Source organism: Dyella caseinilytica (assembly GCF_016865235.1).
GTDB lineage: Bacteria > Pseudomonadota > Gammaproteobacteria > Xanthomonadales > Rhodanobacteraceae > Dyella_B > Dyella_B caseinilytica.
The window spans coordinates 4,229,094-4,244,193 of record NZ_CP064030.1 but is presented as its reverse complement, the minus strand read 5'-3'; the positions used below and the strand labels follow the sequence as shown (position 1 = coordinate 4,244,193).

The window sequence follows — 15,100 nt, the reverse complement described above, 5'->3', positions numbered from 1 at the left end:
AACAGGGGAGATGTGCGTAAAAGAGCGGCTTTTTTCGCAGGCGCGCAGATGTTCAGCGTGCCGATAGCAGCGGCCCGTTTTCACGTTTCGTTGACGTGGATGGAGGGACGAAACGACGCCCCTATTTTCGTATCCGAACTAGCGAGTTCAAACGCTCAGTTCGGCAGCCATGTGTTGCGCCAACTCAACAGCTTGTCTTCGGTAAGCATCCAGTCCCGCTGTACGGTGTCGCGCAATGCGTCGCCCATCTTCGCGGTGGCGTCCAGGTCATCCAGGTGCATGCGGATCGCTGAGGTCCATTCCTTGTAGCGGTTCTTGACACGTGTGACCGGGAGATCGCCCTGGTAGCAAATGATGTCGGTACATACCACCGGGAAGCCGCAGGCACCGTATTCGAGCAGGCGAAGGTTGCTCTTACATTCGTTGAAGGTGTTGTCTTCCAGCGGGGCGAGTGCGAGGTCCAGGTTCAGCGAAGCCAGCTTGTGCGGGTATTCCTCGATCGGTACGCCGTTGTGGAATTCGTGGATATACGGGCGCAGCTTTTCCGGGCACATGCCGAAGAACACCCATTCCACTTCGTCAGAGAGGTCGCGCACCACATCGGCAATCAATTCGAGATCCCCGCGATGGCTGGAGCCGCCGCCCCAACCTACGCGTGGCTTGCGTCCGACGCGCCGTTGGCTTTGCGGCAGGTCGCCCCACCAATTCACAGGCAGGCGATTGAGCACCACGCGGATATCGGTATGGAAGCCCTGGAACTGTTCGGCCAAGGCCTCCGTCGACACCACGAAGCGGTCTACGGTGGACAGTGAGCGGCGCAGGGATTTGACGATGTCCTTGGGCATCAGGCCGTGGAAATGGCTCTTGATCGGAATCTGCTGGATCAGATCGTCCAGTTCGAACACCTTGAAGGCTTGTGAGAAGTCGCGATAGCTCTCAAGCAGTTTGACCTGCGCGTCGGTCACCTGGCGTTGCAGCACCAGCGAGGTGGGCTGGAAACGTTCCATCGCCACCGGCGACAGGTGAGCACCGGCGATCACGCCTTCGGCCAGGCCGCTGCGCTTCATGGAAGAGAACGGCTGCATGATGCGGTAATGGCCGCAGCCGTGCGAATCGGCGGCGACGCAAAACAGACGCGGCAGCAGTGGCTGGCTGAAGGGCTGCCAGCCCTTTGCACGGTGTGGATCCAGTTCAAAGCCGATGCCATCGATACTGAGGTTGGTGCTGTAAGCGGGGTCGCGCGCGAGCTGGCGCAACCATTTGCGGTACATCGCGCTTTGTTCGCCCAGGAAGCGCTTCTGCTTGGCTTCCTGAGCGGTCTGGTCAACCTTGGTCTGGCTGACGCTACCGACGTGCATCAGGCGCGCGTAGGGTGTCCACACGGTCAGATAGCCGGCCTTGTTCACCTTCAGGCATAGGTCGACATCGTTATAGGACACCTTGAAGTCCTGCTCGTCGAGACCGCCTACTTGCTCATAGACCGACTTGCGGATCATCAGGCAGGCCGCTGTGACTGCCGTGTAATTCTGGTCGACACGCAAGCGGTGCATATAGCCATCCGCTTCCATCGGCTGTCCGATGAAGGGGTGATCAGCGGGACCACGCAGACCCAAGACCACGCCGCCATGCTGGATGCGTCCGTCCGGATAGTGCAGCTTGGCACCGACGATGCCTACTTCCGGACGTTGCGCATGGTTGAGCAGCGCTTCGATCCAGTCGCCATGCAGTACGGCGGTATCGTTGTTGAGCAAGATCAGGTATTCGCCACGCGCGTGCTTGGCAGCGAAATTATTGATGGCCGAGTAGTTGAACGGATGCGGATAGCGCAACACACGCAGTTGGCTGCTGTTGAGGCGCTCGATCCCATCCAGATAGGCGCATGCCGCGGGTTCCTCGGTGTTGTTGTCGACGATCAGAACCTCATAATTGAGATACGTCGTTTTCGACATCAAGCTGTCGAGCAGACCGTTGAGGATGGGCAGCTGGTCCTTGGTCGGTATGATGATCGATACCGGCGGTTGTCGGGTGTGCTGGTATGTCACGCGATTGAAGCCGGGCAGTGCACCGGGCTCCATCTTGTGCGGCACACCGATGCGCTGCAGATGGTTGGAGACGATGGTGGCGCTGTGCGTCTTGGCTGTCTCCGAGGCCAGCCAATGCGCATAGGGCAGTGCGGCGCGATACATCACTTCACCGATGTGCCCGATCGCGTGCAGTCCGTCTGCTTCCAATAACCGGAATAGCAGGTCGTAACCGGCCATGTCGCCGTAGCCTGCGCTCAGGCCACCCAAGGCTACGCAACGCTCGCGCTTGAAGGCCAACGCACGGCCTGCGTAGGGATAACTGCGCAGCATGTCGAGATTGATATCCGGCTTGAAGATCGGATTTTCGAACGTGCCTTGGTTGTGGGTGTCTTCGTCGACGTAGACGGCGCTCAGGACGGAATGCATCGCCACACGCTCTGCAAGCAGCAGCAAAGTGGCCGCGTGCAACTTATCACCTGCGTACGCGAGCTGGATCCAGTCCGCGTTGCTGGCGGTAATGGCCTGGTTCAGTCGCTCCATCCATTGATCTTCGCCGGAAATCACGCTGAGCTGATGATGCGGGTAGTGCTGAGCATCCAGACTGTCTTGCGTCAACGAAACGGCTTCCGTGTCGCTGGCCGAATCGATCAGCATGACGTGGATGCGAGGCGCGCCGGACTGAGCAATGCGCTCCATCGCTTGCGCAATGGCGATCTCGCTCAGTTGATATTGCGCCTGCCAGTTCTTGTACAGATCCGAGGGCGGCGGCGGAACCAGCCAGGCAGGCAGCACTTTCTGATGGCGGTCTGTGCGGTTCCAGCAGTCGCCTTCGTGGATCTCGCGCGCAAACGATTCGTTGATCGTTCGGCCATGTCCAATCCATTCGGCGGAGGCATCGATCATCAGGCGCTTGCAGAGCCAGATCACGCGTTCCATCGGCGAGATGATGCCGAGCAGATTCTCGAACCCGCTTTCGTAGGCGATCTGCCACAAACCGACGTAGACCGGAATCTGCTTCTCGATCGGTTGGCGCGAGCGCCACTCGCCGCCGTGGTAGCTCAGTCCGCCGTCGTCGTCGATATAGATATGTGCCGGCAGTGCGTCCAGCCACTCGGCGGGGATCTTGTCGTCATCGTCGGCTTGCGCGTAGATCAGCGCGCCCCACTGCCGCAACAGATGGATCATCCGATCCGTGCGCTGCTCGTGAATAGCTTTGCGCACCTGGACCAGGAGCGAACGGCCGGCAGGGTAGGTATAGGCATCCAGCGACTGCTCGAATCCTGCCGTGCTCCAATACTGATCGGCCAGCAAGGAGCGGGGAGCGACTTGAATCGCTTCTGGCGTGTGGATGTAGTCGGTGACGGTGTTGAGCGCGGGAATCCGGTTGTCGACATAGCTTTGCGCCAGCACGTCAGCACGCAGCGGAGAGGGCGTGCCGTCGTGGCGTGCGATCAGCCACAGGCCGGGCGCGTACTGGCCGAGCGTGCCAGCTTCGCGGTGACGCTGCCATTGCATGGCCTCCTGGCCACCGTCGCGTATCAGCGGGCGCTGCGAAATCAGCTCATCGGTACGCAATGCGGGTGCCGATGCGAGTGCAGCATCGGAAACCAGCAACTCCGGTAGCTGCGCATCGGGGAAGGCAAGTTGCGTGTCTACCTGGGACAGTCCGCTGGCATGCAGTGCGGTTTCGAGTTCGTGACGCGTGAGCAGTGCTTCGTTGCCGGGATCGGCCAGGCGATTGCCGGTAGCCACCAGCAAAAGGCCGCCCGGCTTCAGTGCGGTGGCGGCGATGGCGATGGCCTCGCGCAGCGCTTCGCCGCGCGGCCATGCTTCGGCGTAGTCGTTGGTGAAGTTCAGACTGACCACGTCGTAGTCAGCGCGCAGCTCCAGTTCGCGCAGGCTGGCCTGGAAGATGCGCGCGTTCGGTTGATCACGCAGGCGTGCGGCGGCAACGCGCGCCCAGTGCGGCGCAAACTCGATCGCATCCACGCTGCTGCCGCGCTCGATCCAGGCCTGGGCCAGCACGCCGCCACCGCAGCCAATGTCCAGCACGCGGCTGCCGGCGGCGATGCCTTCGAGCGGCTGCAGCAGATTGGCGCGGCGCGGTGACAGATGCAGTGCGCTCGTGCGGTTGTGGATTTCTTTAGCTAATGCAGCGGAATACAGGCAGGTGTCGTCTGCCTGGTGCATAACGTCGAACAAGCGGGTCGCCGTGCCATGAATGGCCCTGTGTACCGGCCGCTCGCGCAGTGGCGAGTGATACACACCTTCGTCGTTGCGCACAAAGGTGTCCAGCGGCCACTGGGGCGGCAGAACGCCCAGCTGCGCGACCACACGCAACACGGTGTCGTCGTGCACACCTTTGTGAATCTCTTCATGCGCCAGGAATTCGCTCCAGTCGCGCCGCCCGTTGCCATCGGCGAGGCCCTTGGCGAACTTGTGCAGGCACTCTTCTTCCGACTTGCTCCAATAGTGGTTGATACGCAGCTGTTCCACCGACACCTTGGCCGTGAACGGGCCTTCAATCGGTTGATGGTTCTCGTCTACCGCGTGCGTACCGTTGGCATAGAGCATGAAGTGGGGATTGGGGCAGCTCTCCACCTTGGACGGCTGCACAATGCTCTTGATATGCGAGTTTTCCGGGCGATAGCTGCCATCAGCCCGGAGCAGATGAGGGTAGGGAAGCCCTGCATCGAGCTGACCACGGCGCAGGAAATTTTCCAGCACGCCACCCTTCGGCTTGTGCTTGTGCCCGCCCGAACCAAACATCACCCAGTTGACGCCAACCGCCGGATGATCGGCGTAGTCGGCCAACACATCGGGCAGCAGTTTCGCCTTGGGCGAGAACAGGAATTCATCTGCGTCCAGGAAAGCGAGCCAGTCGGTCTCTTTGCCGTGGGTTTTCAAGCAGTGCTCGTAGACCTGCAACTGGGCGTGCTGCTGCGGCCATTCATGCAGCACCACGGCGCCCGACTCGATATGCATGTGCAGCGCATCGAGATAACGGTCCGAACTGTTGTTGTTGTAAAGGTAGAAGCGCTCCACGCCCATCAGCTGGTGGAACTCGACCCATTCGCGCAGATACGCGGCTTCGTCCTTAAAGATCGCGCAGATCGCCAGCACACAACGCATTTGTCTTCCTCACCTTATCTATAAGGACGCCTGGCTCGGCGTCAGAATTCCGCCGCTTCCCGGGCCTGGCGCCGGATACGGAAGGTAAGGAGCAAGCTTGGTGCCAAGTCGGGGCATGGCACTTTGGGGTGCGTTATTGGGTTCTCGCCCGGAATGACGTCCAGGCAGAACCTGGCATGACGAAATGTCCACGAACCCTATCGTCGACATGCATGAAAGGACCATCAATGATGGTGCGGCTCGACAGCTTCAGCAAAACCTTTAGGCACACTGCATCACATTTTTATTGTCCATGTGCTTGCTGATACTGAATTTTTTTGCTCCAGATCGCTTAAGTATTCCCCGCCAGCGCCGAAAAAGTCTTCGAGGCGGTCGGCACAGCAGTCACTGGACCCCGCCGGCATGAGTACAACTTACCGGTTCCAGGAGACTTCCATGTCACTCGTCCTCAACACCAACATTTCCTCGCTGCAAGCTCAGAACAACCTGACCACTTCGTCCAGTCAGCTGAGCACGGCGACCGAAGATCTTTCCTCGGGTCTGAAGATCAACAGCGCAGCCGACAACGCTGCCGGTTACGCGATCGTCCAGAACTTCCAGACCCAGATTGGCGGCCTGAACCAGGCTAGCGAAAACGCTACCGACGCCATCAACCTGTCGCAGACGGCCGGTTCGGCGCTGAGCCAGATCACCTCCAACCTGCAATCGATCCGCGATCTGGCTGTGCAGGCGGCCAACGGCACGTACCAGGCTTCTGACCGTGCAGCGATCAACACCACGGTGCAGCAGTACTTGCAGCAGATCAACACGATCGCCAACCAGACCAGCTTCAACGGTATCAACGTGTTGAACGGTTCGTCCTCCAGCCTCTCGTTCCAGGTCGGTGCCAACGTTGGCCAGGCCATCGACGTGCAGCTGGGTCAGGGCGCCACCACGGCTCAGCTGGGCCAAGTGTCGGAAGTTTCCACGGGCGACATCAGCGGCGCATTCGTCAATGCCAGCGGCGCTTCGGGTGCCTCGTTGAGCCTCAGCGGCCTGTCGATCACCGGTGCCAATGGAACGTCGTATACGTTCAGCGGCGGCACGGCCGAAAGCGCACAGGACGTGGTCAATGCCATCAACGCGGCAGGTGTCGACGGCGTGAGCGCAGCGGTGAACGCCAGCGGCGGCATCAACATCTACTCCTCCGGCGAGCTGGCCGTGAACGGTGCAAGCGTGACCGGTGCTTCGTCGGCTTCTTCCGGCGCGGGCTTCACCAGCCTCACCGCCAGCGGCAACACCCTGGCCTTTGGTGCCAGCGGCGTCGGCACTGCGGCCAGCGGCCTGGCGGCCACGGGCGTGGCTTATACGGCAGGTAGCGCAATCACGGCTTCCGGTTCGTTGGCAGGTGGCGATGTGTTGTCGGTAGACGATGCCAACCAGCTGATCTCCCGCGTCGATGCGGCTTTGACCCAGGTCAGCACCTACTCCAGCACCTTCGGTGCGGTGCAGGATCGCTTCCAGTCGGATATTTCGACACTAAGTGCACAGCAGACCAACCTGACGTCCTCGCAATCGTCGATTCAGGACACCGACTTCGCTGCGGAAACAGCGGTGCTCAGTCAGGCGCAGGTGTTGCAGCAGGCAGGTATCTCGGTGCTGGCCACGGCCAACTCCGAACCGCAGAACATCCTGAAGCTGTTGCAGTAACAGGTACGACCGGCCATGGCGATCTCGCCATGGCCGGGATTTTGCTTGGAGGGTTCTGGCGGTTGTATACCGCCAGAAAACTTACGCGAGCAGCGGGTAAAGCGTTGACCCACACGTGAGCGTTTTACCGGCAGCTTGACGGCATGCGGCAAGGTCGCCGCGTTCGGCAGGATGATTTTGCGAGGTCTGACATGAGCAGTATTTCCAGTGTTGGAAGTTCCACGAGCGCGCTTTCCAGTGCGATCACGGGAGCATCCAGTACATCCACCGGCAGTACATCAAGCACGGGCTCGAGCAGCGTTGCGAATATTTCCGGGACCGGCATCCTGAGCTCGCTGGGCCTGGGTTCGGGCCTGGACGTCAGCTCGATCATCACCGCGCTGGTGAATGCGGCCGAAGCCGCTCCCCAGCAGCAGATCACTAACCAGACCAACAGCGACAACGCCCAGATCGCCGGCCTGACTGCGCTAAGCACCGCGCTGACGGGTCTGCAGACGGCACTGACGGAGCTGACTTCCAGCAGCACCTACCAGACCTACACCGCATCGTTTTCCGCCAACAGCACCTCGGCCAGCGGTGTCGGCACGGCCAGCACGCTTCCGGATGCATCGCCGGGCACCTATGCGGTTGATGTCACTCAGCTGGCAACCGCCCAGACCAGCGTCAGCAGCGCTTATGGCAGCGGCGCGGCGGTCGGTGCCGGTACGTTGGATATCACCGTCGGCGCCAACACGATGGATGTTTCGGTGTCCTCATCCGACTCCCTGCAAACCATCGCCAGCAACATCAACAGCGCCAGCAACAATCCCGGTGTCACCGCTTCGGTGGTGGAAGGCACGAACGGCGACCAGCTGGTGCTTACCTCCACCCAGACCGGCACCGCCAACGCTTTCAGCGTCAGCGCGGGCAGCGGGAGTAGCAGCGGGCTTTCGACGCTGGCGAGCCAGCTCAATTCACCCAGCAGCGCGGCGACCAATGCCGAGCTCACTATTGCCGGCATTCCGGTCACCAGCGCCACCAACACGGTGACCGGCGCGCTGACTGGCGTCACGATGAATTTGACGTCCACCGGTAACTCGACCCTGACGATCGCGCAAAGTACTGCGCCTATAAGCTCGGCGGTCAACGATTTCGTCACCGCTTACAACGAATACAACAGCGAAGTGAGCCAGCTGGCCAGTTACAACTCCAGTACCGGTCAGGCTGGCGTGCTGCTGGGTGATCCCACGCTGGACGCCATTCAGAACCAGATTTCCCAGGTGATAAGCAGCACCGTCAGCGGCAACAGCATTGGCAACATGGCCTCGCTGGGTATCACGCGTAATTCCGATGGCAGCCTTTCGCTGAACAGCACGACGCTTGCCAATGCCCTCAGCAGCAATCCGTCGGTGGTGCAGAACCTGTTCTCCAGCACCAATGGCGTTGCCACGCAGTTGAGCAGCCTGGTCACCAACTACAACAGCAGCACCGGCATCATTCAGACCCGCATCAACGATCTGAACACCAGTGTCAGCAACCTGTCGAGCCAGCAGACAGCGCTGAATCAGCGCATGGCCACGTATCAGGAGCAGCTTGTCCAGCAATACACGAATCTGGACACGATGATGACGTCGCTCAACAACACCAGCTCCTATCTGACCGAACTCGAAAAACAAAGCAGCAGTAGTAGCAGCTAAAAGGAGAAAGGGTTAAGCACCATGAGCTACGCGATGCGAAATCCAGGCGCGCTCTACCGCCAGACCAAGGCTCAGGGCAGCGTCGAAGGAGCTGACCGTCACCAGCTGATCGCCATGCTGCTGGATGGTTTGGTCGACCGGATCAGCCAGGCCCGGGGCCATATCATGCACCGGGACATCCCCGCCAAAGGTGTTGCCTTCGCCAAGGCGATCGGCATTCTGGGCGAGCTGCGCCGCAGTCTGAACCACAGCATCGAGCCGACGCTTACCGGCCGGCTGGATGCGCTGTACGACTACATCACCCGCCGCTTGATCCATGCGCAGCTCAATGATGATTTGCGTGCGCTGGATGAAAGCGAGCGCCTGATCGCGCCGATTCGCCAATCCTGGCACGCCATTCGCGGCGAATATCTGGCCGAACAAGGTCGGCCGCAGGCCGTCAAGCCATGAACGAAGCGGCTCGTGCCGATCTGCAGCAAGCCCTGCAGATCACCGTCGAAATGCTTGATGCCGCAACGGGCAACAATTGGGATTGGGTCAGTCAGCTTGATGCCGAACGGCATCGCGAGTTGCAAAAGTGCAAAGGCAGCCCGCTGAGCGATCGTGATCGCCAGATCATCGCAACGCTGCGCCGGCACAACGAGACGTTGATGGCGCACGCCGAGGCTGCCCGTGCAGCGCTTAAAGCGCAGTTGGATCAGCATCAGTACAACCATCGTGCGCTACGCACCTATATTTCCTCCTCGACATAAACTGAGCGTCGGGGAATTTGCGTTTAGCGGGTAGGTGGGGCCTGTCAGACGCGTGGCATGGCGGGCTCGTGGCGGCTTTCGAAAGCTTTCGAGTTTGCCCTCGCGGCCTTTGACCCGGCTGCTCCAGCAAAATCTTGCACTCTCGGTCTTATTCGCCCCAATCTGGCACGCATTGTGAATAAAGAGCCGTGCGTCGCCGCTATTTCATCTCGGGGCGCGAGGAGTTGATCGATGCAAACAGACGAAAAGTGGCAGCAATTTTCCGAGCGCATGACATACGAGGGGGTGTTGCACGCCGCCATCGATGCGTTCGACCCGACCCCGGATGCGCTGGCGCGCTTCAACGAACGTAACCTGCATGTGCTGCGAACGCTGGCGTCGCTGGACGAGCGGCGCCAGGAAAACAGCAGCGATGACGACAATCCTGTGATGCTGGAGCTCCAGCGCATGGACAGCAAGATCAACGTCCTGCTGGATATTGTCGACCGCCTGCTGATGCCAACCGCCCTGCTGCCGGAACGCTATCCGGTGCGATTCAATGCGGTCGGCGTCGCCGCGCCAGAAAGCCTGCTGCCCTCCAGCGACTTCCTCCTGGTACGACTTCATTTTGACACCTGCCGCGCGCTGCCCCTGGAGCTGCCGTCCCGGCTCGGGCGCCGACTCAACGATGGAACCGCTTTCGTTTACTTTTGTGAACTCAGCGAATTGGTCGAGGATGGGTTGGAACGTTTCGTTTTTTGTCACCATCGCCGCAAAGTGGCAGAAGCGCGCCTGACAGCCTCAAATGAAAGTGTGTTGGGCAGCAAATACAGAATGTGATGCCTATCACGCCACGGGATATCCAAACACGGCGAATTCCTGGCATGCAAACGTATGCAAAGCGCTGGATTTAGCCCTGAATAAGCCTATCCGTCATGTTGTAAGCGTCGGCTAAGTCATTGATAAATTCCGGTTCTTTGATTTTTAGAATGTGTGAATTCGTCGAGGTATGGAGCGCGAACACCGTCACGAAACGCACGAGGTGACGTGACGTAACACCAACTTTTTGGCGTTCTTCTTGCTGCACTGGCACACGTGTCACGACGGATACCTGACACACAGGGGACAACACGACTTGGGACGGGAATCGTCGTTGTTCGTCAGCAGCAGTCGAAGTAACGCAGCAGGACTCGTGCTCATGCCAAACAGCAACGTACTCATTATCGAATCCAACGGTACTCGCGCCGACATCGTCACGTCGGCCATGCAATTTATGGGATACATCCCGCAGCGCTGGGATGCTTCGCTACCGCCCGGTTCGATCACGCACGATTGGCGTGCGGTCTACGTTGGGGGGATCGAAGACGACGAGCTGTTCGAGCAGGCGATGGCTTCGCTCGATGTGCCGCCGGATCAACTGCTGATCCTGGTCGGTGCTGACTCGCCGCAGTTGCAGCGTCTGACCCAGGCCGGTTCACCCTTTGCGTCACAGATCGAAGTACTCGATTTTCCCTTGCGCTACGAACGTCTGGCCGAAGCCGTACGCCGTGCGCCATCACCCTCGCCGCGGGCTGCGGCAAGCCCTGCATCGTTGCGGTTGGTTGGCAACTCCACCGCCATGGGTCGCGTCAACGCGTTGATCCGCCAGGTTTCGCCGTTCGATTCCAGCGTGCTGGTACTGGGCGAATCCGGCACCGGCAAGGAAATGGTGGCGCGTGCGATCCATGATTGTTCGCCACGCCGTGATAAGCCGTTTGTCGCCATCAACTGCGGTGCCATTCCCGCCGAACTGCTGGAAAGCGAACTGTTCGGCCATGAAAAAGGTGCCTTCACCGGCGCGATCAGCACACGCAAGGGCCGTTTCGAAATGGCCGAAGGCGGCACCTTGTTCCTGGACGAAATCGGCGACATGAGCTTGCCGATGCAGGTGAAGCTGCTGCGCGTGCTGCAGGAACGCATGTACGAGCGCGTCGGCAGCAATCGCACCCAGCGTTGCGACGTGCGCATCATCGCGGCCACGCACCGCAATCTGGAAACGGCGACGGCCGAAGGTCGCTTCCGTGAGGACCTCTACTATCGCCTCAGCGTGTTCCCGCTCGAAATGCCCGCCCTGCGCGAGCGACTCGAAGACATGCCTGAGCTTGTCGCCGAATTCAATCAGCGCCTGCAGCGCCGCGGACTGAACACGGTGCGCTTCAGCAGCAGCGCCATACAGGCCCTGCGTCAGCACACCTGGCCGGGCAATGTGCGTGAGCTGTCCAATCTGGTCGAACGTTTGGCCATTCTTTATCCGAACGGCGAAGTACGCGCCGGTGATCTGCCGGAAAAATATCGCGGTGTACAGCCCATCGACGAGGCCGGCGGCATCCTGCGCGCGATGCTCGATGGCCAGACCAAGCCGGTGCAGGCACCGAGTCGCGGCGCACTGGATACCGAAGTGCTGCTGCCCGAAGGTGGCGTCGATTTGAAAGATCATCTCGCCGACATCGAAGTGGGCCTGATCCGTCAAGCGCTCGACATCACCGATGGTGTCGTCGCGCACGCGGCAAAGCTCCTGCACATGCAGCGCACCACGTTGGTCGAGAAGCTGCGCAAGTACGGATTGCAGTCGTGTGCACGCAACAACGACACGCCGCAGAGTGGCACGGCCGTTGCTTGAAGCACTTTGTAACCCACTACGCGTTGGAAAACCGACATGAGTCAGATTGACGTCAACAGTGTGCTCTCACAAATGCGAGCGCTGACTGCACAAGCTTCGGGTCCGATGCCATCCGCGGAGCTGCCTTCCTCTTCGGCTGCTTCGTCGGGTCTGAATTTTGGCTCGTTGCTCCAGCAATCCCTCGGCTCCGTGGCCGCGCAGCAGAATGAAGCGCAATCGCAGGCCGAATCCTTCGAACGCGGCGATCCCGGTGCAGACATCGTCAAGACCTCGATCGCCGGGCAGAAGGCGGATCTGGCGTTCCGCGGCCTGGTGGAAGTGCGCAACAAGCTGACGGATGCGTACACCACGATCATGAATATGCAGGTTTGATGCAGGGGTGATTTTTCTCGCCAAGTAGCAAATGTTCCTCACCGTCATCCCAGCGCATGCCCGGATGACGAGCCAAAGACTTCGGTTTTCACACCCACGGATTTGTTTCCCGCCACATGGCCGAGAACACTGTAGCCACCACCACTAACGAGACGCGCATGGATTCGCTCAAGAGTCTGCTGCGCAATCCGACCACGCGCCTGCTGCTCCTGCTGGTCGGCGTTGCAGCCGCTGTGGCCCTGGGTGTGGCCATCGTGCTGTGGTCGCGCGGCCCCAATTACGCCTTGCTGTATGCCGGACTTGATCCCAAGGATGCCGCCGCTGTCACGCAGGCCTTGCAGACCAGCAATACGTCGTATCGCCTCGGTGCGGATGGCGCATCGATTTCGGTGCCGGCAGACGTGCTGGCCGATACGCGTCTGCGCCTGGCCAGCCAGGGCTTGCCGCAAGGCAGCACCGCGGGCGCCACCGTGCCGCAAAGCGACTCGCCGTTCGGCATGAGTGATCTGGCCGAAAGCACGCACTATCAGGAAATGCTCGAAACCGATCTGGGCAACACCATCGCGGGGTTGCAGTTCGTGCGCGCCGCGCGTGTGCATCTGGCCTTGCCCAAGCCCTCGGCCTTTATTCGCGACAATCATCCGGCCAGCGCGTCGGTATTGCTCACGCTGTATCCGGGGCGTCAGCTCGACAGCAGTCAGGTGACGGCGATCGTGCACCTGGTGTCGTCCAGCGTGCCGGATCTCGATCCCACGCAAGTCTCCGTGGTCGATCAGCAAGGCAACTTGCTGACAGTGTCCGATCCCGACAGCCCGGCAGCCGTAGGCGATACCCGCATGCGTCTGGCGACACGCATGGAAAACAGTTACGCGCAGCGCATCGAGGATCTGCTTACGCCGCTGGTGGGGCAGGGCCGTGTGCGTGCGCAGGTCGATGTCGATCTGGATTTCAGCCAGACTGAAAAAGCCAGCGAAAGTTACGACAGTGCCAATCCGGCACTGCGCAGCGAACAGACCAGCAGTGAGCAGAAGCACGACGATGCCGGTGGCGAAATCGCTGGCGCGCTCAGCAATCAGCCGCCGAACAATGTCGCGCAACCAACGGCTGCCAAACCCAATGCGGGTACGCCACCCACGCCGAATACGGCGGCAACGGCCAATGCCACCAAGAGCACGCCTGCTGATACCTCCTCCAGCTCTACCCGCAATTACGAGCTTGGCCGCACCATCAGCCACGTGAGCGATCCCGCCGGCCGTTTGGCGCGCCTGACCGTTGCCGTGGTGGTCGACAACAAGGCCGCGCCGGATGGTAAGGGCAAGAGCGTGCCGCTTACCGCGCAAGAACTGCAGCATCTCACCGATCTCACCAAGAATGCCGTGGGCTTCGATACGCAACGCGGCGACAGCGTCAGCGTGATCAATCTGCCCTTCTCCTCGGTGCCGGTCGACGACGCGCCGATCAGCGAACCGTTCTGGCAACGTCCCGGCATGCTGGACCTGATCAAACAGGGCGCGGGCATTCTGATTGCGGTGCTGATCGCGTTCGGCCTGCTCAAGCCCATGCTCAAGGGCCTGCTGCGTGGACCGGAACCGATGCCGGCGCTGGCGGGACCGATTCCCACCGTATCGGTACGTATCAACGATGATGATGACGAACGCGACGACAAGGCGCGCATCACCTCGCCGCAGATCCAGAGCATGGCCTACGAGCAAAAGATCGGCCTGGCCCGCAAGCTGGTGCAGGAAAACCCCAAGCAGGTCGCACAAGTCGTGATGAATTGGGTGGGCGACGATGGCGGCTGATCACGGTAGTCTCCTCACCGGTCCTCAACGTGCGGCCATCTTGTTGCTGACACTCGGCGAACAGGATGCAGCCGAAGTGCTCAAGCACCTGAGTGCACGCGACGTGCAGGCTGTGGGCACCGCGATGGCCACGCTGACCAATGTCTCGCGTGATCAGGTCGAAGTCGTGCTCAATCGTCTCAACGATGACATCGGTCGTCAGACCGCGTTGGGCGTCGGTACCGAGGATTACATTCGTAAGATGCTGGTCAATGCGCTCGGCGAAACCAAGGCCGGCAGCCTGATCGATCGCATCTTGCTGGGCCGCTCCACCAAGGGCCTGGAATCGCTGAAGTGGATGGAAAGCCGCGCCATCGCCGAGATGATCGGCATGGAGCATCCGCAGATCATCGCGCTGGTACTGGCACATCTGGAACCGGATCAGGCCGCCGAAGTGATCGGCTATCTGCCAGCGCGCACGCGCAGCGATGCCGTGATGCGCATCGCCAACCTCGACGGCGTGCAGCCGCAGGCGCTGAACGAACTGGACGAAATCATGGAGCGCCAGTTCTCCGGCACGTCATCCAAGCTCAAATCCGCCACGGTGGGTGGTCTCAAGGCCGCGGCAGACATTCTCAACGCGATGGAAACCTCGCGCGAAACCGAGCTGATGAGCGCCATCCGCAGCCAGGATGCGACCCTCGGCGGCAAGATCGAAGAACTGATGTTCGTGTTCGAAGACCTGGCCGACATCGACGACCGCAGTATGCAGGCACTGTTGCGCGAAGTGCCGTCCGCACGCCTGATTGTGGCACTGAAAGGCGCCGAACCGGCCGTGCGCGAAAAGATTTTCGCCAACATGTCCAAGCGTGCCTCCGACATGCTGCGCGACGACCTGGAAGTGAAGGGGCCGGTCAAGCTCAGCGAAGTGGATGCGGCGCAGAAGGAAGTGCTTGGTATTGCACGCAAGCTTGCCGATGCGGGACAGATCAGTCTTATGGCTGGTGGCGATGAGTTTGTGTGATGGTGAACCTCA

Annotated in this window: 10 protein-coding genes; 9 read left to right on the top strand and 1 reads right to left on the bottom strand. The window is 60.5% G+C overall.

Annotated features, from left to right (window positions below; translation table 11 throughout):
• Window positions 1-155 precede the first annotated feature (155 nt).
• The gene (locus ISN74_RS18660) at window positions 156-5,156 is read right to left on the bottom strand and encodes a glycosyltransferase family 92 protein (protein WP_188795271.1); all 5,001 of its coding nucleotides are present in this window, start codon (window positions 5,154-5,156) and stop codon (window positions 156-158) included.
• A 435-nt stretch (window positions 5,157-5,591) separates the two neighbouring features.
• Between ISN74_RS18660 and ISN74_RS18655 the strand changes: the two genes are divergently transcribed.
• The 9 genes from ISN74_RS18655 (at window position 5,592) to fliG (ending at window position 15,088) form a co-directional block, all read left to right on the top strand.
• A complete protein-coding gene (locus ISN74_RS18655; protein ID WP_188795269.1) occupies window positions 5,592-6,845 on the top strand; it encodes a flagellin N-terminal helical domain-containing protein in 1,254 nt (417 codons plus the stop codon).
• A gap of 191 nt (window positions 6,846-7,036) precedes the next feature.
• Window positions 7,037-8,521 carry a flagellar filament capping protein FliD gene (gene fliD, locus ISN74_RS18650; protein WP_188795267.1) on the top strand — a complete coding sequence of 495 codons (1,485 nt, stop codon included), beginning with the start codon at window positions 7,037-7,039 and terminating at the stop codon, window positions 8,519-8,521.
• Window positions 8,522-8,542: 21 nt separating this feature from the next.
• Window positions 8,543-8,971, top strand: coding sequence for a flagellar export chaperone FliS (gene fliS / locus ISN74_RS18645; protein ID WP_188795265.1), 429 nt, complete (start codon window positions 8,543-8,545; stop codon window positions 8,969-8,971).
• A complete protein-coding gene (fliT, locus tag ISN74_RS18640; protein WP_188795263.1) occupies window positions 8,968-9,273 on the top strand; it encodes a flagellar protein FliT in 306 nt (101 codons plus the stop codon). Before fliS ends, fliT begins: the two co-directional genes overlap by 4 nt.
• 231 nt (window positions 9,274-9,504) lie before the next feature.
• Window positions 9,505-10,092: a PilZ domain-containing protein gene (locus ISN74_RS18635; protein ID WP_188795261.1), complete on the top strand. Its 588-nt coding sequence runs from the start codon at window positions 9,505-9,507 to the stop codon at window positions 10,090-10,092.
• Window positions 10,093-10,450: 358 nt separating this feature from the next.
• The gene (locus ISN74_RS18630) at window positions 10,451-11,911 is read left to right on the top strand and encodes a sigma-54 interaction domain-containing protein (RefSeq protein ID WP_188795259.1); all 1,461 of its coding nucleotides are present in this window, start codon (window positions 10,451-10,453) and stop codon (window positions 11,909-11,911) included.
• A gap of 36 nt (window positions 11,912-11,947) precedes the next feature.
• Window positions 11,948-12,283, top strand: a complete 336-nt coding sequence (gene fliE, locus ISN74_RS18625; protein ID WP_188795257.1) for a flagellar hook-basal body complex protein FliE — start codon at window positions 11,948-11,950, stop codon at window positions 12,281-12,283.
• A gap of 116 nt (window positions 12,284-12,399) precedes the next feature.
• The gene (fliF, locus tag ISN74_RS18620) at window positions 12,400-14,085 is read left to right on the top strand and encodes a flagellar basal-body MS-ring/collar protein FliF (protein WP_188795255.1); all 1,686 of its coding nucleotides are present in this window, start codon (window positions 12,400-12,402) and stop codon (window positions 14,083-14,085) included.
• Entirely contained in the window at window positions 14,075-15,088 is a 1,014-nt protein-coding gene (gene fliG, locus ISN74_RS18615; protein WP_188795252.1) for a flagellar motor switch protein FliG, read from the top strand. Before fliF ends, fliG begins: the two co-directional genes overlap by 11 nt.
• Window positions 15,089-15,100 lie beyond the last annotated feature (12 nt).

Coding starts and splice junctions, on each gene's coding strand:
- fliE (WP_188795257.1), top strand. CDS start 11,948: ATGAGTCAGATTGACGTCAACAGTGTGCTCTCACAAATGCGAGCGCTG.
- fliG (WP_188795252.1), top strand. CDS start 14,075: ATGGCGGCTGATCACGGTAGTCTCCTCACCGGTCCTCAACGTGCGGCC.
- ISN74_RS18635 (WP_188795261.1), top strand. CDS start 9,505: ATGCAAACAGACGAAAAGTGGCAGCAATTTTCCGAGCGCATGACATAC.
- fliT (WP_188795263.1), top strand. CDS start 8,968: ATGAACGAAGCGGCTCGTGCCGATCTGCAGCAAGCCCTGCAGATCACC.
- ISN74_RS18630 (WP_188795259.1), top strand. CDS start 10,451: ATGCCAAACAGCAACGTACTCATTATCGAATCCAACGGTACTCGCGCC.
- ISN74_RS18655 (WP_188795269.1), top strand. CDS start 5,592: ATGTCACTCGTCCTCAACACCAACATTTCCTCGCTGCAAGCTCAGAAC.
- fliF (WP_188795255.1), top strand. CDS start 12,400: ATGGCCGAGAACACTGTAGCCACCACCACTAACGAGACGCGCATGGAT.
- fliD (WP_188795267.1), top strand. CDS start 7,037: ATGAGCAGTATTTCCAGTGTTGGAAGTTCCACGAGCGCGCTTTCCAGT.
- fliS (WP_188795265.1), top strand. CDS start 8,543: ATGAGCTACGCGATGCGAAATCCAGGCGCGCTCTACCGCCAGACCAAG.
- ISN74_RS18660 (WP_188795271.1), bottom strand. CDS start 5,156: ATGCGTTGTGTGCTGGCGATCTGCGCGATCTTTAAGGACGAAGCCGCG.